This is a genomic window from Bacillus cereus group sp. MYBK79-1 (assembly GCF_051915365.1).
In the GTDB taxonomy this organism is placed as follows: Bacteria; Bacillota; Bacilli; order Bacillales; family Bacillaceae_G; genus Bacillus_A.
Genome location: NZ_JBQAEO010000004.1, coordinates 1 through 20,283, shown reverse-complemented (window position 1 = coordinate 20,283; position 20,283 = coordinate 1). Strand labels below are relative to the sequence as shown.

The window sequence follows — 20,283 nt, the reverse complement described above, 5'->3', positions numbered from 1 at the left end:
AAGCTAAATTTTAAATGGACTGTAAAATGAAAGTTTTCTTATTAAGGTCTTTTTGTTAGCTTGATAGTGATGTGCCGTTCCCACTAGTATGTAAAGAAGTAGGTAGGTTTTTTAGTCATGTAATCTTTTGATCTGGTGATCTTTTCCCCATTCACATAGTTCATCCATAATTTGCATTAAAGATTTTCCGTATTCGCTTATGGTGTATTCAACCTTTGGTGGTACTTCTTGATATACAGTACGATGGATAATCCCATCAGCTTCAAGTTGCCGAAGTTGTTGTGTAAGAACTTTTTGCGTAATGTTTGGGATTTCTCGCCGGATTTCATTTGTTCGCATTTTTCCATCCATCAAAACACATAAAATATGAACTTTCCATTTTCCGCCAATTACATCGAGTGTCGTTGCAATTGGGCAGTCTTCATTTTGATTCATATAACACCTCCACAGGTACTTTAAGGTTCCTATAGCACTTTAAAGTACGTACTTTTCAATTATATGTGACTCATTCATACTAATACGTAAAGGATTGATTAATTTATAAAGGGGATGGAAACTGATGAAAACACTTGTAATTGTAGCACATCCTGATATTGAAAAATCAAAAATTAATAAAAGATGGATTGAAGAACTTGAGAAATATTCGGATGAAATTACGGTGCATGAATTATATAAAGTGGCACCGAATTGGGAGTTTAATGTGGAAGAGGAACAAAAGCTTTTAGTAGAACACGACCGATATATATTTCAATTTCCGCTATACTGGTACAGCTCACCACCATTATTAAAAAAATGGTTTGACGATGTATTAACATATGGATTTGCGTACGGATCAAAAGGAGATAAAGTGAAGGGGAAAGAGTTTGGTGTAGCTATTTCTATAGGTGGATTAGAAAAAGACTATGAAAATAGCGGAATCACAATGGATGAATTAACGAAACCATTTCAAGCTACGTGCTTATATACAGATATGAAATTTATACCTTCATTTTACTTATACGGTGCCGAATATAAATTAAGTGATGAAGAAATTGATAAAAGTGCACCTGAGTATGTCCGATATGTGATGAATAAGGAGTATTCTAATATATAAGAGAAAATAGCCATTTACTTGTTAAGTAGATGGCTATTTTTATTGAATTTATATTCACTAAGTGTAATCTTTAGTAAATTAATAGTTAATCTGATAAAATAAAAAACCTAACATATATAAAGGGGAGTTTTACTTGAGAACGATGCAAAAATTATTACAAAAAAGAGCAATGCAATCACCAAATTTGGAAGCGCTTGTAGGGGGAGAGAAAAGGTATTCGTTTCAGCAGTATAATGAACGAGTAAATCAGCTTGCACATTATTTGTTACATAATGGTGTGCAAAGAGGAGATCGTATAGGAATACTATGCAAAAATAATCACCCGTTTCCAAGCATTATGATGGCAAGTTTAAAAATTGGAGCGGTATGTATTCCGCTAAATCATCAGCTTACTGTTTATGAACTAGAAACGATTGTAAAAGAAGCGAAATTAAAAGTGTTAGTTATTGATGAAGAGTTCCATGAAGCTTTAAATATTGATGCTGTTAAAGAAATTCCTTATGTAATGAAAACGACAATAGAAGGTTTTGGTTCATTTGAATTAACATTACAAGAACAGCCAAATACAGAACCGAACGTAGAAGTTCATGAAGATGATGATGCGATTTACTTATTTACTTCAGGAACGACTGGACAGGCGAAAGCGTGTGTTATTGGTCATAAAAACTTACATCATTACTTTACTGAAATTGCGGGTCAAAGAGAGATTCCAGCAGGTGAACGCTTTTTATCCGTGCATCCATTATTTCATATGAGTGGCGTGCTTTCTATTTTAAATTGTATTTATCATGGCGTTACGATGATCTTCTTAGCTGATTCGAATCCTACTCTCATTTGGGATAAGATTGAAGAAGAGAAGATTACGACGATGCTTGCGTTCCCAGCTGTTTATAGCTATATGCTTGATGAGCTAAATAAAAAAGAACGTAACATTCCAACTTTTAAAGTAGCGCAAAGCGGTGGTACAAAAGTGCCAGAAACACTTATTCAAAAATATATGGAAAAAGGAATATATATGGTACAAGGATATGGGAGCACAGAAGGTTGGGTTGTAACTTCATGGCATCCAATGATGGGAAAAGAAAAGATGTCTTCTGTAGGAAAAACACTTAAACATGTAGAGTTAAAAATTGTTCATCCAGAAACAGGTGATGAACTAACAACAAATGAAGTTGGCGAGATTCATGTAAGAAGTCCATACATGTTTAAAGGGTATTGGAATAATGAAAAGGCGACCAAGAAGGTAGTAAAAGATAATTGGTTTAACATGGGCGATGCAGGCATGATAGATGATGACGGATTCCTGCATATTATGGGAAGATATAAAGACGTTATCATACGCGGTGGTGACAACGTATATCCAGATCAAGTAGAAGATGTTATTCATGAAATACATGGTGTTTTAGAAGTTGCAGTAGTTGGCGTTTTAGATGACTTTTGGGGAGAGGTTCCGACAGCGTATATTGTAAAAGATATGCAAACGTCCTTAACAGAAGAAGAAATTATACAGCATTGTCAAGAGAAACTAGCAAGCTATAAAATCCCAGAAGTTGTATTTATGGATAAATTACCGAAAAATGCTTTAGGGAAAGTGTTGAAGAGGGAATTAAGAGAAGGTGTACTTGTAAAATAAAAAGCGATTAGATGATGAGGAATCCAGTTATGCAGTGAGCATGACTGGATTTTTGTTTATAAAGAACATAATAATTTACTAGATTTTCTATTTCTTGTAAGATAATAAAGAATATTCAATCATTAATTAAAGGAAGAGATATAAATGAAGCTGCCGCTATTACAAGTAGAGACAGAGAGACTTATGATTCGTCCGTTCCAAAATAATGATTATGAAAGTTGGTTCGATGGATTTCATAAGAGGTTACCATCGCAGTATAAATATGACGATGGCTATCAAGTTATGGCATCATCAACGAAAGAATGGTTCACGGAATGGATAAGAGGTTTTGATGAAGCAGCACATCGAGATAAAATGTATGTATTAGGCATTTTTCGTAAAGAAGACGGGGCTAATATTGGAAAGCTAGAGCTGATAAAAATTTTACGTATGGATTACCAATGGGCGATGATGGGATATTCCATACATAATCAATACTGGAAAAAGGGATATGGTATTGAAAGTGTGAAGGCTGCGTTATCGTTATTTTATAATAGTCTTCATTTTCATAGAATTGAATTACATATACATGTTGATAATGAGCCATCCGTTCGTCTTGCGGAAAGAGCGGGTTTTTCTTTTGAATGTAAGAGAGAGGCGTTTTCTTTAGAGAATGGGAAGTGGATGGATTTTCTTATTTATTATAAAAATAAGGAGATGGAAATATGAGAGTGTTTATTACAGGTGGAAATCGAGGCTTAGGGTTACAGTTAGTCAAAGTATTTCATAAAAATGGGCATATCGTTTATCCGTTAGTTAGAACTGAGGCTGCGGTAACGCAATTGAAGCAAATGTTTAGTTGTAGGTGTTTTCCTATATTGGCAGACTTATCGATTGATGAGAGTACGGAGCAAATTAAGAACCAGCTCGAAGAATATACAGAGTATTTGGATCTAGTTATAAATAACGCTGGAATTACTGGAAAGGAGACTGAGGTTTTACATACGGATTCAGAAGAGTTAACGGACTTATTTAATATTCATTGTTTAGGTGTAATTCGAGCTGTAAAAGGTACATATGTAGCTTTAGTTAAATCGGATCATCCGAGAATAATAAATGTGTCCTCTCGATTAGGATCATTACACAAAATGGCGAACAAAGAGTTTCCGCAAGGTCAGTTCTCCTATTCCTATCGAATTGCTAAAGCAGCACAAAATATGTTAACACTCTGTTTACAACAAGAGTTTGAGAATAAAGGAATTGGTGTAACGGCAATTCATCCTGGAAAATTAAAGACTGATATTGGTGCCTTTGATGCGAATATGACTCCGGCTGAAGGTGCGCAAAATATATATGATTGGGTAATCGATTCAAATGAGGATGTTTCAGGGAAGTTTATTGAGCCGGGCGTGGGTGAATTGAAGTGGTGATATGCGATCTTGCAATCATTCAGAATTTATTTGGCTCGTCTAAAAAAGTATTAAATGGCTTACCAAATGCAGTAACGATTGAAGAAATAGAAGAAGATGTTTTTTATAACGTACAAACATATAAAGAAAAGATAAGTAGATTTGAAGAAATTTGTTTTAACTGGGAGTTAAAAAGAGCAAGTATTGTATTAAATAAAAGGTTTAGTAGTTATAACTCAAGGGCGAGAGTGTTACTTAATGCTGGTTTTTCTTTACATGCAGCAAAGATAGAAGTGTGTAGAGAGTTAGACGATGTAGAGGCGCTTGAAAAACAATTTACATACCGTTCAATAGAAGAAACGTTATCGGAGAAAGATTTTAAGTGCATTTGGGAGCAATGTATGTTGAACTCAGGAAATCAAACTTCGATTTTAAATATTGATGAGCATTTTCATTCAGTGCAAACGGAGTTAGGTAAAGGTTGGGAGAAGTCATGCATTGTTTTTTATGATAAAAAAGAGCCAATTGGTTTGTCCATACCGCATATAGAGCCTGGAACGAAAAGTGAAGGACGATTATTTTACTTTGGGGTAATGCCTTATTATCGAGGGAAAGGAATCTCTTCCCAACTGCATTTTCAATCGTTACATATGTTAAAGGAAATGGGCGCTACTTATTACATTGGAAGCACACATACTTCAAATGAAAAGATGCAGAGGATATTTTGGAGGAATAATTGTTCGGTGAAAACAGAGATAGAGCTTTATTATAAAATTTTTAAAGAAGGTTAAAAAGCCCGGCATTTTGCCAAGGCTTCTCTTTATCTGTTCAACACTTCAATATACGAAGCATCTCCAGTTGTTCTTAAAGCAGAGCAGAAATTGTTGTTTTCTAACGTTTTAGCGACTTGTTGTAACTGCTGTGCATCATCATGATGGATAAGTAAGCTGTCTACACCGCTTTCTTCTATATGAATGTGTTCGACATTTCCAATGGCATCATGTACAGCTTTTAAAAATTCAGGTTTCATATTGACCTCCTATATGTATGTAACGTTGTTGTTATTATTTCCTTATTTTTGAAATATAAAAGTAAATGATTTTTTGTTATATTAAGATTTTGGAAGGAGTTTCCTATTTGTTTGTCAAATAATAGTAAAGTTGTCTTTTTAATTGAGGGAATCTTCGGAATTAAAGGGTGAGGGAATGGACATTTCAATAATTGCTGCACAACTCGTTAAGGAGAAAGTTATTTCACATTATCCAAATAGTGTGAAAGTGTTGAACGGAGGAACGACAAGTACTGTATATTTGTTGGATGAAAAATATGTAGTAAAGCTGAATGAAGCGGAAGTAATACGTGAAGAATCTCATTTTCTTTCGTTTTATGAGGGGAATACTTTATTGTCAAAGCTTTTGTATAAGGAACCTTTCCATACATATTTCGTGTATTCTTTCCTTGAAGGCAGTACGTCGTGCGAACAAGGATATAAACGAAGTACGCTTCGTACACTTGTAAAAGAAGTTATTAATAAGTATAAAATTGTTCCAGAGGCAGATGTCTGGGGATGGAAAGAAAATCCGGTTCAATCTTGGAATGAATTTTTAACGGGAAATGTGAAGACAGCTTATGAAAATGTAAAACGTTACATAAGTGAGGAAGAGTATAGAAAAGTTCTTAAACTAGCAAATAAGGATGCTGGAGCAAATCAGCCATTTTTATTACATGGTGATTGCGGATTTCATAATTTTATATTCCGGCAGAATAAGTTACATGGAGTAATTGATCCGTTACCAGTCCTTGGAGATCCTTTATATGACTTAATTTATGCGTTCTGTTCAACTCCTGAAGATTTAACGAAAGAAACGATTAATTATGCGATGAAGCAATGTGTATTTCATAAAAAAGAACGAGATTTGTACGAGGAAATAGTCATAGGATTATATTTGCGTATAGATACATGTGTAAGACACCACCCGAAAGATTTAGAAGATTACTTAGTAGCTTGGCGTTATTGGATGGACGAAATTGAGCTGGCTTTACAGTACAAATAGTTTGGAGGAGATAGTGAAATGAACATAGCAGAAGCAAAAAGAGATTTAGCACAAAGAACGAAAAGAGGATTTCCAGTTATAATGGCTGGTATTTTATTTTGGATTGTAGCGAGTGTAAGTGGTGTCCTTCTTTCAGAAAAGCAAGTTGTGTGGGTGTATTTAATTGGGATGGGCTGTGTGTTTCCTTTAGGTTTAATGATAGCTGCCATAGTAAAAATTGATATGTTTGCGAAAGGAAATCCGCTAGGGACTTTAGCTGGATTAATTGGCGGGATAAATGTATTAAATATTCCGTTTGTATTACTTGCCTATTTTCAATTTCCAGAGTGGTTACCTTTCGTAGTAGCGATGTTAATAGGTGTTCATTTTGTACCGTACGTTTGGATTTATGAAAGTAAAAGTTATGGTTTATTGTCAGTAGGGACTGTATTCGTAACGTCAGTTTGCGGGATTCTTTTTGCAGACAATGGATTTACTGTAATTCCATTGTCAGTTACAGCTGTCTACTTACTAACTCTTATAGGTTTATTAATTGAAAATAAAAAGGTAGATCATTATCAACAAAAATCAGCTTAATAAAAATATAGGGATAGGGGGAATTATTATGAAAAATTTCGTTTGTACAACGTGCGGCGTACAGTATGCAGCGAGTGTGGAAGAACCGGTAAGTTGTGTTATTTGTGATGAGGAGAGACAATATGTGAATCCGAAAGGGCAGTCTTGGATGACTTTAGAAAACCTGCGAACGAGTGATACATATAAAAATGAAATAATTGAAGAAGAGCATGGACTTTATAGCATTACGACAAAACCAAAATTTGCGATCGGTCAAACGGCATTTTTCGTGAAAACAGATGCCTATCGTTTATTATGGGATTGTATTACTTATTTAGATGCAACGACAATTGAGAAGATAAAAGAGTGGGGCGGGTTAGATGCGATTGCGTTGTCTCATCCACATTATTATTCAACGCAAGTAGAATGGGCAGAAACGTTTGATGTACCGATTTATATACATGAAGACGATAAAGAGTGGGTAGTACGCCCGAGTAGTCGTATTATTTACTGGTCTGGCGAGTCTTTACAATTAGCGGACGGAATTACTATTCATCGTCTTGGAGGACATTTTAGCGGTGGTTCTGTATTACATTGGGAAGAAGGAAATGATGGGAAAGGTATTTTATTAACAGGTGATATTATTCAAGTCGTAGCGGATCAGCAGTGGGTGAGCTTCATGTACAGCTACCCGAACTTAATTCCATTGCCAGCGAGAAAAGTGGAGGCAATGGCGAATCGAGTGAAGCCGTTACAGTTTAATCGTTTATATAATGCTTTTCACGGAGTAGTGAAAGAGGATGCGAATGAAGCAGTGGAACGGTCTGCTGAAAGATATATTAAGGCGGTAGAAGGAAAGTTATTTCATACGTAAAAGGAGAGTTAACTCTATGAAAACGTTAGTATGCTTCAGTGATAGTATTACAGATGATGAAAAAGACGGTTTACATTTTGGACGACAAGGTTATGAATATGTAGCGGAGTTAATTGGTAAAAAGTTAAAAGGGATTTTGTAAGAAGCAAAGTGTGCGCGCTTTGCTTTTTTTGTTCGCGTATTTCTTCTCATAATGCTGTTGTGTTCAATGCAGTAGCGTTTAATATGTCATAGTAGCACATGTAGGAAAGAAATGAATAAAGTGAAATATAATTAGAACTTACCAATGGGGTTATTAAGGGGAGCACGATTTCGACCTAACTTTTTTGCTTTGGCCAAATTTTGAGGCGGTGACTCAAATAGCGGGATAAAATGTACTTTAAAGAAGTAGTTAGCCGTAATACTATGAGACATTCGTACAAAAGAAAATGATTTGCTGTGCTAATGGAATGCATCCAAGACTTAACAGTTGATTAATTGAACTGTAAAGTTTAAAATTACAGTATAGTTTTTAGAAGTGAGTTACCATTGTTTGTAAAAATAGATAAATTAAATATTCTCGAATAAATAATATAACGTGTATTTCATTCTAAACTGTAATTTTTTTTTAATACATTTCAATAATCTATATAATAATTTTAAAAAGTAAAGGAGTGTGTAAAATATGGTGATTTTATATACGACCGCAAGCTGTAGTTCATGCCGAAAAGCAAAAGCATGGCTTGAAGAACATCAAATTGATTATACCGAAAAAAATATCGTATCAAATTCGCTTACAGTTGATGAACTGAAATCCATTCTTCGTTTAACTGAAGATGGTGCTACTGAAATTATTTCAACTAGATCTAAAACCTTTCAGGAATTAAATATAAATATTGAGGCGCTTTCGCTTAATGAGTTTTATAAATTAATAATTGAGTATCCTCAAATGTTACGTCGTCCAATTATGCTGGATGAAAAAAGATTACAGGTTGGTTTTAACGAGGAAGAAATTCGCAAATTTTTACCGCGTAGCGTTCGAACATTTTTGAATATTGAATTGCAAAAAATGGCTAATTAATAAGTAATATTTTGAAAGGAGGAAACAGAAGTGATTGAAGTATGTGTTACAGTTAATTATAAAGATAGAAACTATCACACAAATGTTATTGTGAGTAAAGATACGATTTGGACAAAAATTAAACAATTGGCAGAAGAACAAGTTAAGAAACAGTGGACTGTTTAAATTTATTTGTAGCTTAAAAAGCTAATTGAAGATAGGAGATATAGAGGAGTTCTGATAGAATATAAAGGGATTTATTTTTTTATGTTAAGCATGCTTCTTATATATTTTAACGTTTGACTAACCTATCTGTAATATTTATGGCTACAGTAAGTTACTAAGCGAGAAATCATATTTTTTATCGTAGGAGGACAACAATGAACAGCGACTTTACTTTGGCCATTCACAGTTTAACTTATTTAGCTTTACAACCAGATCGGATGTCAACAAGTAATGCTATTTCCGAAAGTGCAAGTGTTCATCCCGTGCGCATTCGCAAAGTGCTAAGTTTGTTAAAAAAACATAAGTTTATACAATCAAAAGAGGGAACTGGTGGAGGCTTTATTTTTGCCCGTGATTTAAGTGAAATTAATCTTTGGAATATTTATCAAATAACCTCTGAAGGTGCATTGCAACCGAAGTGTCCAGAATCAAATGACCAGTGTATTGTAGGTTCGAACATGAGGAAAGTTCTTTTTGCTATTTTCTTAGGTGCGGAAGAACATCTAGGTGAATATTTAAAGAATTATACAATGAAAGAAGTTGTTGACCTTATTAATCAAGAACGTTAAGCGGCTTAATTATTATGTAGCCGTGAGTTCTTAAAAAACAACTGTAATAAAAAGGATTACAGTTTGAGTTGGTTTTTATCGTTACAAAAAATACTTATAAGAAGGTGAAAAAGTATGATGTCAAATAATAATCATGTTTTAAAAGTGGGAGATTGGGTTCGTGGAATATCAAATGAGGGTGAATTCATAGTTGGTTACATTGTATCACTTGATGAAGTGGAAGATGTAGTTACAGTTAGCATTGTGAAACGTGACGACAAGTACACAATGAATGAAGCGATTTTACTTTTTAGTAAACATGTTAACAAACTCCCTGAATCAAAGGTAATAAATAAGGAACAAATCCTTTATCTTATAGACCTTGCATTATTAACAGGGGATGAAGAATGGTTTATTGAGCTTTCTGCAAAATTAAACTCGATAAAAGAGCTAGTTAATGAGGGATTTTAAAGATTATATTATTCATTTTTAATAGGTTGGATCGTGTAATAATAGCATCTAAAAGGAAATGAAATACAACTCATTTATTACAAACATAGAAACATACCTGAAGAAGAGTTGAAAAAACTACAATTAAGATGACATTGAAGTGATTTGTTTGCTCCCTCCTAATAATGATAATGATGTAAATGAGCTGTCCATATGGGCGGCTTATTTTATTTTTTCGTGTAGCAAAATGTGAGCGGTTCTCTCGTTACCGATCAAGTTGAAAATGTATATGAATGCAACTTTTGTAATATATATCCTGAAAATTGGTTTATGCATTTGAAGAGATACTCTTTTTAACCACATTAATTATTTACTAGAATATCTTTTTTAAATCAAAATAAAATTTTTCGGTAAAGAAAGATATGAGTATTTTTAAAATGAGTAACTTAGATAAACAATATTTAACTGTGTTTTTTGCCGAACAATTCCGTTTTAAGTGATAGGAACAAGGTTTACATGCTAACTGTAAAATATTATCCATGTAAAATTATATCCGATTAATATTTCTGAAAATATAAAAATATTAATTTTATAAATATACACGTTATAATGAGGGCGTCGAGAGAAATTTTATTATCTCTGGAGAAAATATAAAAAATGCGATTATTAGTAAGAAAGGTGTGTGGTTAGAGGCGAAATGTATGTAAAGTGCTTCAGTGGCTTGTGTAATCAATACCATAAATGCTGCCGAAGCTATTAAAGTGATGTATAGAATTGAGAAAGAAATGCCTCATAAATGAAGAGAGGCCGGTTTAACTGAAATTACTGTTACAAGTAATTTAGAGAAACCATCAAAGTAATACACTGTTATTAGAAATGTTGCAACGTATTTATGAAGTCTATTCAATATCGTTCTCTTAAGCGGTCTTTATATAAAGAGCGGATATTACGAGTGAACTTTTTTGTGAACGCTAACATTTATGTTAGGACGCTAACTAGCGAATGTTTCAATTTGGATTCATTATGATGAAAGACATACAATGTGGGGCAACTTGTAAGGAATTCATTATCCAAAAAGGTGAATATTTGTTAGCAATAAAAAGAGACGCAGGAATAGATACAAGGGGGAGTTATTATATGAACGGAAATACTGCAAAGAAAATAGAAGTTCAAGCTGAAAATACCGCACTAAAAAATGAGCAATATGCAGATCCGAAAAAGTGGCATAAGCAGGATACTACATGGGCATTGAGCCTATTTGGAACTGCAATTGGAGCAGGGGTGCTCTTTTTACCGATTAATGCAGGTTCAGGTGGTTTATTATCTTTACTACTAATTACATTGCTTGCATATCCAGTTATGTATTACTCACATAGGGCGCTTGCTAAAATGATATACGCTTCTAATTCTGCTGATGAGGGGATCACAGGTACAATTAGAGAGTATTTCGGAAATAAAGCAAGTATCATTTTTAACATCGTATATTTCGGTTCAATTTATACAATCGTACTAATGTATTCGGTTGCGCTTACAAACACTGCAAGTAGTTTTATCGTGCATCAATTGCACATGCCAGAGCCTCCAAGGGCCATTTTATCACTTGTATTAGTTCTTGGTCTTATCGCTATACTGAATTTTGGTCAAGATATTACTGTAAAGATCATGAGTATGCTAGTGTATCCTTTCATAGCTTCTCTACTGTTTATCGCAATATCTTTAATTCCACAGTGGAATACGTCAATGCTTAGCTTTTCAGCTGTTTCTACTACTTCAACAGGAACAGGATATTTTGGAACGATATTGTTGATTCTACCAATCATCGTATTCTCATTTAATCATTCACCTATGATCTCATCATTCGTTGTGAAACAGAGATCTACGTATGGAATAGAAGCTACTGATGCTAAATGTGCGCAAATACAAAAAGTTTGTTATATCATGACATTCGCTGTAGTTATGTTCTTCGTTTGGAGTAGTACATTAAGCTTGACTCCAGAGGATTTAAAAATGGCAAAAGAGCAAAACTTATCAATTCTTTCATATCTTGCTAATGAACTGAATTCACCTGTAATCACGATTGCAGCTCCAATCATTGCTTTTGTGGCTATTACAAAATCTTTCCTTGGCCATTATATCGGAGCATTTGAAGTAATGCGTGACATGATTATTAAGTTCGGTAAATCACGTGGAAAAGTAATTGAAGAAAAAACAATTAAGACAATCGTCCTTACTTTTGTTGTATTATCATGCTGGTTTGTTGCTTATACAAATCCAAGTATTCTTGGACTTATTGATTCTCTAAGTGGTCCATTAGTTGCTGCTATCTTATGTCTATTACCGATGTATGCAATCAATAAAGTACCAGTACTAGCTAAATACAAAGGGAAAATGAGTAACGTATTTGTTATTATTGTAGGTGTACTTACTGTTTTAGCAAGTATTAAATCATTATTCTAATTCATGATTGTTCGTTCTAATATAAAATAGAACGATTTTGGGACAGGCTTCTCCGTTTGGAGGGTCTGTCCCTTTTTAATGCGTTACAGTTTTATCTTATTGATTTTATGAGATATTTCCGCATAATTGTAGCTAAGGGAGATGATTTCAAGTTGAGTAAACTGAATATTAGCACGACAGTTTCAGGAGATATAATTGTTACCCGTCTAATTGGCAAGATTAAAACAGATAATGTGTATGAATGGTTTAATGGTTTCGAGCAGGTTTGTCAGCAATTCATTTCCGAGGGGCGGAAATACAAATTGCTGGTAGATAGAAAAGGATACGTACCAGATCATTTTTCTGTCCAAAAAGCATGGAAAGAGAAGTTTTTCAATGAAACGATTTTGAAACACAGTAAGGCAATTGCTTTTCTTCTTGAAGAAGGAGAGATACTGAATTATTTACAACAATCTAATACAAAAGAATCTGTAAAATTTTTCGATGACTATGAACAAGCATTCCGTTGGTTGAATGAATATCCTATATAAAACTTTTAGTGAACCAGTTGCTTGAGCAACTGGTTTCTTTAGCTTGTAAGTAGTATCCAGAAGAAAACTTCTATACGAAATGTTTAGCGCTAGAGGACATACATTTTTAATACGTTAAATATAATTCATAATAGCACCAAGAAGAAAAGAGTGCGCTTTACGGTATTAGTTATATGGAAAGGCAGTACGATAGAATCACAGAAATTCAAAAATATCAATGTGGCATAAAGTGAGTAAGGGGGATAAACATATGAGCGCTTCAAATTTGAATGAAATCAGTAAACAAATTTTAATAGAGGAGGAAACACTTCAATTTTCCTCTTTTACAAATGAAGATGCACTGCAAATAGGGTTATTTATCGTTGAAACGGCGAGGCAAGAAGGGAAATTGATTGCTGTTGATATAGCGAAAAATGGTGTGCAATTATTTCATTTCAAGATGACAGGGACAACTGCGGAAAATACGCAATGGATTGAGCGTAAAAAACGAGTTGTTTCTTTGCATAATCATAGCTCGTATTATATGCAAATACAAAGTGAAATAACGGGTGTTCCATATAATGAAAAGTATCTTTTAGATAGGTCGGATTATGCTGCTTTTGGTGGATGTGTTCCTGTCCAAATAAAAGACGTAGGGGTTATTGGAATGATAACAGTTTCAGGATTACCACCAGAAGAAGATCATGAATTAGTAATAAGGGCGGTTAAAAATCATTTGAAGCAATAACAAAAAGACAAAGCCGAACAAGAATATGTTCGGTTTTGTCTTTTTATTATTCAGTTCATGAACATATTTCTAATAAGATGTTACGGAATAAAAAATCTTTAATCCGAGACACTTTTCTTGACGATAATAATCTATGTAGTTAATATGATAGACATAAAATAATTAAATCACTAAAAGTAATTAAATTATTTTATGTAAGTATAAGTAGGTAAGTAGTATGTGGGAAAAATGCTTTGAATTGCCACTATTAATATTGGGGACAATGAGAAAGCGATAACTATAAAAAATTTGAAGTTAAGAAGTAAGAGTGAATCAATAATAATAGTAGCTTCTGTACAATGCATTTTTACTATAGTGACAATGACTATACATCACGAGGGGGACTGAAATTGGAATCGATGACCTTTGTTTTATTTGGAGCAACAGGGGATTTAGCTAAAAGAAAAATTTACCCCGCGCTATATAACTTATATAGAGATCAAAAGCTTCCAAAGCAAATATCCGTTATTGGGCTTGGAAGACGTGAAGTATCTCATTTAGATTTTCAAAAAAGAGTAAAAGAATCCATAGAAACTTTTTCTCGTCGCAAGGAAGAAGGTACTCCGAAAATAGAAGATTTTTTAGAGTATTTTCGTTATTGTCCGTTAGATGTGAATAAGCCAGAAGACTATAAAAGGTTATTACAAGTAGTTCTTGAAAGGGAAGAAGAACAAAATATACAAGGGAATAGAATGTTTTACCTTTCAGTTACTCCTGACTTCTTTGAGACCATTGCTTTAAATATTAAAGAAAGTGGACTCGATGAAACGGATGGCTGGAAGCGCCTAATGATTGAGAAACCGTTTGGTCATGATCTTCCATCTGCTCGAGAGCTGAATGATAAGCTTAGTCGAACGTTTGAAGAAGACGAAATATACCGTATTGATCATTACTTAGGTAAACCGATGATTCAAAACATTGAAGCACTTGAATTTGCAAACCCTGTTCTCCAATCGATTTGGAATAAAGAACATATTGCGAATGTACAAATAACAGCTAGTGAAACGGTTGGGGTAGAAGAAAGGGCAGGATATTATGATCATGCAGGAGCCATTCGCGATATGGTTCAAAATCATATGCTGCAAATATTAATGATGACTGCAATGAATCTGCCGGACAAGATAAATGCATGTGAAATTCGTGAGGAAAAACGAAAAGTGATGGAGACTCTTCGTAAAGTGAAAAAAGAAGACGTTCAGAACCATATCATTCGCGGGCAATATGCCTCAGGAGAGATAAAGGGACAACAAGTTGTAGCGTATAGAGAGGAGCCAGGAGTAAATCCTTCTTCTCAAACGGACACATTTGTAGCTGCTCGACTATGGATTGATAACCCATTTTGGACTGACGTTCCCTTTTATATACGAACAGGAAAAAGAATGAAAGAAAAGTCTACTCGTATTGTAATTGAGTTTAAAAATACATTAAAACAGCAGTATCAAGATAGTAATCCAAATGCAGCGCCTAATTTGTTAATCATTGAAATTAGTCCAAATGAAAATGTTTCACTCCAACTAAATAGTAAAAATCCATTGAACAATGGAGAGCTTGAACCGATCCGTATTCATTTCACTTGTGAGCAAACAGGAGTGGGAATACCTGAAGCTTACGAAAGGCTTATCTATGATGCTATATGCGGAGATTCTACATTCTTTGCACACTGGAGAGAAGTTGAGTTGTCGTGGGAATGGGTGCAGCCAATCCTTGAAGCGTTCGAAGAGAACTTGTTACCTCTTCATGAATATGAGTCGGGTTCGTATGGTCCAAGTGCTGCTCATGCTCTATTACAAGAAAGTGAATTTAAATGGTGGTTAGATGAAGGATTGAAAAAATAAGTACATCCTTATAAGTAAAGCAATAGGACAAAAAGATATTCATCATTTTATTGATATGTATTTATGATGAAAGGTAATTCAAGGAGGAATTATATTATGAGAGTAGGATTAATTGGTTTAGGTAAAATGGGATTAAATTTAGGGAAGAATTTAATTGATCATAAACATGAAGTAGCGGCATTTGATTTAAATACGAGTGCGGTGGAAGAAATGAAAGAGTATGGTGCTACAGGTACGTCTAGTTTAAACGAACTTGTTCAATCATTGGAATCACCAAGAATTCTATGGGTTATGGTTCCGCACGCTGTTGTTGATTCTGTTATTAATGAGATTACCCCGCTGTTATCAAAAGGAGATATTTTAATTGAAGCTGGTAATTCGCATTATAAAGAGTCTATTCACCGATATGAGCAATTAAAGAAAGATGGCATTCACTTTATGGATGCCGGAACTTCTGGCGGAATGGAAGGCGCTCGAAATGGTGCTTGTTACATGATCGGAGGCGATCAAGAAGCTTGGGATATCGTTGAACCTATTTTCCGTGATACAGCTGTAGAAAATGGATTCTTATATGCTGGAAAAGCTGGTAGTGGTCATTTCTTAAAAATGGTTCACAACGGAATTGAATACGGTATGATGGCTGCTATTGGTGAAGGATTTGAAATTCTAGAGAAAAGTGAATTTGACTACGATTATGAAAAAGTATCAAGAGTATGGAACAACGGTTCAGTTATTCGCTCATGGTTAATGGAATTGACTGAAAATGCATTTTCTAAAGATGCGAAACTGGATGAGATTAAGGGCGTTATGCATTCTTCTGGTGAAGGGAAATGGACAGTAGAAACAGCATTAGATCTTCAAGCAGCAACGCCTGTTATCGCAATGTCTCTATTAATGCGCTACCGTTCATTAGACAATGATACATTTACAGGGAAAGTTGTAGCAGCACTGCGCAATGAATTTGGTGGACATGCGGTAGAAAAGAAATAAACATTTTAAAATTATAAATCGTTAACGTTTAAAAAATGGAGGGAATGAATTATGAAGTTTTTTATTGATACTGCAAATCTTGAGGACATAAAAAAGGCATATAAACTAGGAGTTTTAGCTGGCGTTACAACGAATCCGTCTTTAGTAGCAAAAGAGGGCATTAAGTTTGAAGACCGTATTGCAGAAATTTGTCAGGCAGTGCCTAAAGTTGAATCTGTTTCGGCAGAAGTAACGCCAGATGTTGTTGCAGCGGAAGAGATGATTGCCCAAGCAGAAGAACTGATTAAAATTAACGGTGGCGATGAAAAAGTTACAATAAAACTTCCGATGACGTTAGCAGGATTAGAAGCTTGTCGTTATCTTACTGAAAAGGGTGTGAAAACGAATGTTACACTTATTTTCACTGTGAACCAAGCTCTTTTAGCTGCTCGAGCAGGTGCAACGTACGTTTCTCCATTTTTAGGCCGTTTGGATGATATTTCTGAAGATGGCGTACTATTAGTTGCTAAAATTGCTGAATTATTTGATGTTCATCAATTAGATACACAAATTATTGCGGCTTCTGTCAGACACCCAGATCATGTAACTCGTGTAGCGATGGCAGGTGCTCACATTGCAACAATTCCTTATAAAGTTATTGAACAACTTGCTATGCACCCACTAACTGATCAAGGTATTGAAAAATTTGCTGCGGATTGGGCGAAAGCGCCTAAGTTATAATGTGGTGAGGCTGTCGCTTTTCAAAATAGCACTATAGTTATAAAAAGGACCTCCTTATGAGAGTGAAGTTTGTTAAAACGTAGCTCTCATAAGGGAGCGTCTTTTTTGTATAAATCAGGGTGCTCTTTTGTTATAGGAATGTTTTGAAAGGGGTTACATAGTGAACTCAAAATACATGATTGGTGTAGATATTGGGACAACTAGTACAAAATCAGTTTTGTTTTCGATTGATGGATCAGTTATTGCAAGTCATGGAATTGAATACCCTTTATATTCTCCCGCACCAGAAATGGCAGAACAAGATCCAGAAGAGATTTTTCAAGCGGTCATACATACGATTAAAGAAACTATACGATCAAGTAATATACAGCCAGTTGATGTTCTTTGTGTTTCTTTTAGTTCGGCCATGCATAGTGTCATTGCTGTAGACGAAGTAGGGAAGCCGTTAACGAGATGTATCACTTGGGCAGATAATAGAAGTGCAAGCTGGGCAGAAAAAATAAAGAATGATATGAATGGTCATGAAATTTACCTTCGTACTGGAACACCAATTCATGCTATGTCACCACTTTCGAAATTAGTTTGGCTTAAAAATGAACATGCTGAATTGTTTGCAAAAAGCTATAAATTCATTTCTATTAAAGAGTATGTGTTCTATAAGTTATTTAAGGAATATGTAATTGATTATTCTATAGCATCAGCAACAGGAATGTTCAATTTGAAATCTTTAAAATGGGATGAAGAAGCCCTTTGTGTTGCAGGAATTTCAGAGGAAAAGCTTTCTAAACTCGTTCCAACGACGTACAGCTTAATAGGATTAGATGAAGAATTTGCAAGAGAGATGAATGTAATGGTTTCTACACCTTTTATAATAGGAGCGAGTGATGGAGTACTATCGAATTTAGGCGTGAATGCAATAGAACCTGGAGTAGTTGCTATTACAATTGGTACGAGCGGTGCGGTGCGAGCTGTAACAAATCAGCCTGTAACGGATCCAAAAGGTAGGACTTTTTGTTACGCGTTAACTGAGGACATTTGGGTAATTGGTGGACCAGTTAATAATGGTGGTATGATTTTTAGGTGGGTTCGCGACCAATTATGTACGTTAGAAGTTGAGGATGGGCAGCGTTTAGGAAAAGATCCTTATGAATTGCTTACTGAAATAGCAGCAAAAGTTAATCCTGGATCTGACGGTTTATTATTTCATCCATATTTAGCAGGAGAAAGGGCTCCTATATGGAATGCGAATGCGCGGGGCTCTTTCTTTGGGCTTGGACTACACCATAAGAAAGAGCATCTTATCCGTGCTGTTTTAGAGGGAATCATTTATAACTTGTATACAGTTCTTCTTGCGTTAAAAGAGCTAATTGGTGAACCGAAAAAAATTCAAGCGACAGGTGGCTTTGCGAGATCGGAACTTTGGAGACAGATGATGGCGGATATTTTTCATCAAGACGTATATGTTCCGGAAAGTTTCGAAAGCTCTTGCCTAGGAGCGGCAATCCTCGGGTTATATAGCTTAGGTGAAGTAGATACATTACATGTAGTTTCTCATATGGTAGGTGCTAATTTTTATCATGAGCCTAACATGGAAAATGTGGAGAAATATAAAGATTTAATACCAATCTATATTCGTTTGTCCCGTCACTTGGAAGAAGAATATGAGAGTATAGCAGCTTTTCAGAAAAAGTGGGTTTAGAGGCTATTTGGCAGAAAAATGTGGTAACTTATAAAGAGGTACTCAAGTTTTTTAAGATGTTCTTTCAAAAAATAGTTTAAGGGTGTTCTGTAAAAAATATGATGAACAAAGACTATAGGGAGAGGGTTATGAAAATGACGGATAACAAAGAGTTTATTGGATTTGTTGGAACGTACACGAAAGAAAACAGTGAAGGAATATATAAATTTATTTTAGACACGGAAGCAAAAAAAATTAGTAATGTAACGCTTGCGGCTAAGCTAGATAACCCTACATATGTAACGATTAGCAAAAATAATCAATATCTTTATTCTGTTGTAAAAGAAGGAGAATCTGGTGGTGTAGCTGCTTATTCGATTCATAGTCATACTGGAGAGCTAACGGAACAAAATAGACAAGTAGTAGAAGGGGCTTCTCCTTGTCATATTAGTGTGGATAGTGGAAATCGTACGGTAGTTACAGCGAATTACCATAAAGGAACGATTGAGTCTTTTGTAGTAAATGAGGAAAATGGAACTGTTAATGCTGCTACATCTATCATTACGCACGAAGGTTCAGGTCCAAATAAAGAAAGGCAAGAGAAACCACATGCACATTACGCGGGATATACCCCTGATGAAAAATATGTGGTTGGTGTTGATTTAGGGATTGATAAAATACTTACGTATGAAATAAAAGATAGTAAGTTAAAAGAAGTAAATAGCTTGCCTGTAAAACCAGGAAGTGGTCCGAGACATATTGCTTTTCATCCGAACGGAAAGTACGCTTATGTCATGACTGAACTGAGTTCGGAAGTTATTGCATTATCATATAATCCGGAAGAAGGGTCCTTTACAGAGTTGCAGTACATTTCTACAGTTCCAAAAGAATTTGATGATAATAGTCAAGGAAGTGCGATTCATATTTCTTCTGACGGCCGTTTTGTATATGCGGCGAATCGTGGTCATAATAGTATCGCTGTTTTCAGTGTGGATCAAAATTCAGGTCAGCTTACATTTGTTGCACATACATCTACAGAAGGGAATTGGCCGAGGGATTTCGTATTAGATCCGACTGAAAAGTTTTTGATTGCTACAAATGAAAAGTCACATAACCTTGTACTATTTTCAAGAAATGAAACGACAGGAAAGTTAACATTGTTACAATCTGATGTTGTTGTACCAGAGCCTGTTTGTGTGAAGTTTTTAAACGTTTAACTTGCGTTGAAGTTCAATGCATATAGTGTTGTCGTTATTTGTCGGTAAGTCGATATTCTTTGTCGAAACGTCGATATATTAAAAAAATCGTTGATATAATTTCAAATCCCTAAAAACAGTGATGGTGTATAAAAGTATGTGTAAACATTTTTAGGAAAAAAATAAGGCAAAGTACCCCCTAGGTTTATCCAGAACCTAAAATGAAAGGAGACTTTGCCTCATGCCTAATAA

Annotated in this window: 22 protein-coding genes and 1 pseudogene; 21 read left to right on the top strand and 2 right to left on the bottom strand. The window is 34.8% G+C overall.

The genetic code is table 11. From position 1 onward, the window contains the following. Positions 1–111: 111 nt before the first annotated feature. The gene (locus ACTFOB_RS08845; protein WP_001072996.1) at positions 112–435 is read right to left on the bottom strand and encodes a winged helix-turn-helix transcriptional regulator; all 324 of its coding nucleotides are present in this window, start codon (positions 433–435) and stop codon (positions 112–114) included. A gap of 124 nt (positions 436–559) precedes the next feature. On the opposite strand from ACTFOB_RS08845, the gene ACTFOB_RS08840 reads away from it, so the two are divergent. From ACTFOB_RS08840 to ACTFOB_RS08820, 5 genes are all read left to right on the top strand, one after another. Then, positions 560–1,093, top strand: coding sequence for an NAD(P)H-dependent oxidoreductase (locus tag ACTFOB_RS08840; RefSeq protein WP_141539405.1), 534 nt, complete (start codon positions 560–562; stop codon positions 1,091–1,093). A gap of 133 nt (positions 1,094–1,226) precedes the next feature. Continuing rightward, entirely contained in the window at positions 1,227–2,726 is a 1,500-nt protein-coding gene (locus ACTFOB_RS08835) for a class I adenylate-forming enzyme family protein (RefSeq protein WP_440025828.1), read from the top strand. 144 nt (positions 2,727–2,870) lie between these two features. Beyond that, the gene (locus tag ACTFOB_RS08830; protein WP_440025829.1) at positions 2,871–3,434 is read left to right on the top strand and encodes a GNAT family N-acetyltransferase; all 564 of its coding nucleotides are present in this window, start codon (positions 2,871–2,873) and stop codon (positions 3,432–3,434) included. After that, the gene (locus tag ACTFOB_RS08825; RefSeq protein ID WP_440025830.1) at positions 3,431–4,135 is read left to right on the top strand and encodes an SDR family NAD(P)-dependent oxidoreductase; all 705 of its coding nucleotides are present in this window, start codon (positions 3,431–3,433) and stop codon (positions 4,133–4,135) included. Before ACTFOB_RS08830 ends, ACTFOB_RS08825 begins: the two co-directional genes overlap by 4 nt. Beyond that, entirely contained in the window at positions 4,132–4,905 is a 774-nt protein-coding gene (locus ACTFOB_RS08820; protein WP_440025855.1) for a GNAT family N-acetyltransferase, read from the top strand. Before ACTFOB_RS08825 ends, ACTFOB_RS08820 begins: the two co-directional genes overlap by 4 nt. 29 nt (positions 4,906–4,934) lie before the next feature. Here ACTFOB_RS08820 and ACTFOB_RS08815 read toward each other — a convergent pair whose 3' ends face one another. Then, positions 4,935–5,144 (bottom strand): hypothetical protein, encoded by a 210-nt coding sequence (locus ACTFOB_RS08815; RefSeq protein ID WP_440025832.1) that lies wholly within the window; start codon positions 5,142–5,144, stop codon positions 4,935–4,937. A 175-nt stretch (positions 5,145–5,319) separates the two neighbouring features. Between ACTFOB_RS08815 and ACTFOB_RS08810 the strand changes: the two genes are divergently transcribed. From ACTFOB_RS08810 to ACTFOB_RS08735, 16 genes and pseudogenes are all read left to right on the top strand, one after another. Next, entirely contained in the window at positions 5,320–6,168 is an 849-nt protein-coding gene (locus tag ACTFOB_RS08810) for a phosphotransferase (RefSeq protein ID WP_440025834.1), read from the top strand. Positions 6,169–6,186: 18 nt separating this feature from the next. Continuing rightward, positions 6,187–6,744: a DUF7010 family protein gene (locus ACTFOB_RS08805; RefSeq protein WP_440025836.1), complete on the top strand. Its 558-nt coding sequence runs from the start codon at positions 6,187–6,189 to the stop codon at positions 6,742–6,744. Between the two features lie 28 nt (positions 6,745–6,772). Next, positions 6,773–7,597: a hypothetical protein gene (locus ACTFOB_RS08800; protein ID WP_440025838.1), complete on the top strand. Its 825-nt coding sequence runs from the start codon at positions 6,773–6,775 to the stop codon at positions 7,595–7,597. Positions 7,598–7,643: 46 nt separating this feature from the next. Next, positions 7,644–7,739 (top strand): annotated as a pseudogene (locus ACTFOB_RS08795) (esterase); the annotation flags it as partial. 522 nt (positions 7,740–8,261) lie between these two features. Beyond that, entirely contained in the window at positions 8,262–8,657 is a 396-nt protein-coding gene (spxA, locus tag ACTFOB_RS08790) for a transcriptional regulator SpxA (protein ID WP_000236196.1), read from the top strand. A gap of 30 nt (positions 8,658–8,687) precedes the next feature. After that, positions 8,688–8,822, top strand: a complete 135-nt coding sequence (locus tag ACTFOB_RS08785) for a BA3454 family stress response protein (RefSeq protein WP_000573513.1) — start codon at positions 8,688–8,690, stop codon at positions 8,820–8,822. A 194-nt stretch (positions 8,823–9,016) separates the two neighbouring features. Next, a complete protein-coding gene (saiR, locus tag ACTFOB_RS08780) occupies positions 9,017–9,430 on the top strand; it encodes an Rrf2-family transcriptional regulator SaiR (protein WP_440025840.1) in 414 nt (137 codons plus the stop codon). A 114-nt stretch (positions 9,431–9,544) separates the two neighbouring features. After that, positions 9,545–9,880: an IDEAL domain-containing protein gene (locus ACTFOB_RS08775; protein ID WP_076538955.1), complete on the top strand. Its 336-nt coding sequence runs from the start codon at positions 9,545–9,547 to the stop codon at positions 9,878–9,880. A gap of 1,116 nt (positions 9,881–10,996) precedes the next feature. Continuing rightward, positions 10,997–12,316 (top strand): aromatic amino acid transport family protein, encoded by a 1,320-nt coding sequence (locus ACTFOB_RS08770; RefSeq protein ID WP_097819751.1) that lies wholly within the window; start codon positions 10,997–10,999, stop codon positions 12,314–12,316. Positions 12,317–12,423: 107 nt separating this feature from the next. Further along, complete coding sequence (locus ACTFOB_RS08765) at positions 12,424–12,846, top strand: STAS/SEC14 domain-containing protein (RefSeq protein ID WP_440025843.1); 423 nt, start codon at positions 12,424–12,426, stop codon at positions 12,844–12,846. 250 nt (positions 12,847–13,096) lie between these two features. After that, positions 13,097–13,573: a heme-degrading domain-containing protein gene (locus tag ACTFOB_RS08760; protein WP_001276579.1), complete on the top strand. Its 477-nt coding sequence runs from the start codon at positions 13,097–13,099 to the stop codon at positions 13,571–13,573. A gap of 389 nt (positions 13,574–13,962) precedes the next feature. Next, positions 13,963–15,447, top strand: a complete 1,485-nt coding sequence (zwf, locus tag ACTFOB_RS08755; RefSeq protein ID WP_440025845.1) for a glucose-6-phosphate dehydrogenase — start codon at positions 13,963–13,965, stop codon at positions 15,445–15,447. A gap of 96 nt (positions 15,448–15,543) precedes the next feature. Next, entirely contained in the window at positions 15,544–16,437 is an 894-nt protein-coding gene (gnd, locus tag ACTFOB_RS08750) for a phosphogluconate dehydrogenase (NAD(+)-dependent, decarboxylating) (RefSeq protein WP_440025846.1), read from the top strand. A 51-nt stretch (positions 16,438–16,488) separates the two neighbouring features. Then, a complete protein-coding gene (gene fsa / locus ACTFOB_RS08745; RefSeq protein ID WP_440025847.1) occupies positions 16,489–17,157 on the top strand; it encodes a fructose-6-phosphate aldolase in 669 nt (222 codons plus the stop codon). A 157-nt stretch (positions 17,158–17,314) separates the two neighbouring features. Next, positions 17,315–18,856 carry a gluconokinase gene (gene gntK, locus ACTFOB_RS08740; RefSeq protein ID WP_440025856.1) on the top strand — a complete coding sequence of 514 codons (1,542 nt, stop codon included), beginning with the start codon at positions 17,315–17,317 and terminating at the stop codon, positions 18,854–18,856. 134 nt (positions 18,857–18,990) lie between these two features. Continuing rightward, positions 18,991–20,052, top strand: coding sequence for a lactonase family protein (locus ACTFOB_RS08735; protein WP_440025858.1), 1,062 nt, complete (start codon positions 18,991–18,993; stop codon positions 20,050–20,052). The last annotated feature ends 231 nt before the right edge of the window (positions 20,053–20,283 follow it).

What these genes read in the sequence shown, in the direction of transcription:
- ACTFOB_RS08845 (WP_001072996.1), bottom strand. Translation starts at nt 435, where the DNA reads ATGAATCAAAATGAAGACTGCCCAATTGCAACGACACTCGATGTAATT.
- ACTFOB_RS08840 (WP_141539405.1), top strand. Translation starts at nt 560, where the DNA reads ATGAAAACACTTGTAATTGTAGCACATCCTGATATTGAAAAATCAAAA.
- ACTFOB_RS08830 (WP_440025829.1), top strand. Translation starts at nt 2,871, where the DNA reads ATGAAGCTGCCGCTATTACAAGTAGAGACAGAGAGACTTATGATTCGT.
- ACTFOB_RS08825 (WP_440025830.1), top strand. Translation starts at nt 3,431, where the DNA reads ATGAGAGTGTTTATTACAGGTGGAAATCGAGGCTTAGGGTTACAGTTA.
- ACTFOB_RS08815 (WP_440025832.1), bottom strand. Translation starts at nt 5,144, where the DNA reads ATGAAACCTGAATTTTTAAAAGCTGTACATGATGCCATTGGAAATGTC.
- ACTFOB_RS08810 (WP_440025834.1), top strand. Translation starts at nt 5,320, where the DNA reads ATGGACATTTCAATAATTGCTGCACAACTCGTTAAGGAGAAAGTTATT.
- ACTFOB_RS08805 (WP_440025836.1), top strand. Translation starts at nt 6,187, where the DNA reads ATGAACATAGCAGAAGCAAAAAGAGATTTAGCACAAAGAACGAAAAGA.
- ACTFOB_RS08800 (WP_440025838.1), top strand. Translation starts at nt 6,773, where the DNA reads ATGAAAAATTTCGTTTGTACAACGTGCGGCGTACAGTATGCAGCGAGT.
- spxA (WP_000236196.1), top strand. Translation starts at nt 8,262, where the DNA reads ATGGTGATTTTATATACGACCGCAAGCTGTAGTTCATGCCGAAAAGCA.
- saiR (WP_440025840.1), top strand. Translation starts at nt 9,017, where the DNA reads ATGAACAGCGACTTTACTTTGGCCATTCACAGTTTAACTTATTTAGCT.
- ACTFOB_RS08775 (WP_076538955.1), top strand. Translation starts at nt 9,545, where the DNA reads ATGATGTCAAATAATAATCATGTTTTAAAAGTGGGAGATTGGGTTCGT.
- ACTFOB_RS08770 (WP_097819751.1), top strand. Translation starts at nt 10,997, where the DNA reads ATGAACGGAAATACTGCAAAGAAAATAGAAGTTCAAGCTGAAAATACC.
- ACTFOB_RS08765 (WP_440025843.1), top strand. Translation starts at nt 12,424, where the DNA reads ATGAGATATTTCCGCATAATTGTAGCTAAGGGAGATGATTTCAAGTTG.
- ACTFOB_RS08760 (WP_001276579.1), top strand. Translation starts at nt 13,097, where the DNA reads ATGAGCGCTTCAAATTTGAATGAAATCAGTAAACAAATTTTAATAGAG.
- gnd (WP_440025846.1), top strand. Translation starts at nt 15,544, where the DNA reads ATGAGAGTAGGATTAATTGGTTTAGGTAAAATGGGATTAAATTTAGGG.
- fsa (WP_440025847.1), top strand. Translation starts at nt 16,489, where the DNA reads ATGAAGTTTTTTATTGATACTGCAAATCTTGAGGACATAAAAAAGGCA.
- ACTFOB_RS08735 (WP_440025858.1), top strand. Translation starts at nt 18,991, where the DNA reads ATGACGGATAACAAAGAGTTTATTGGATTTGTTGGAACGTACACGAAA.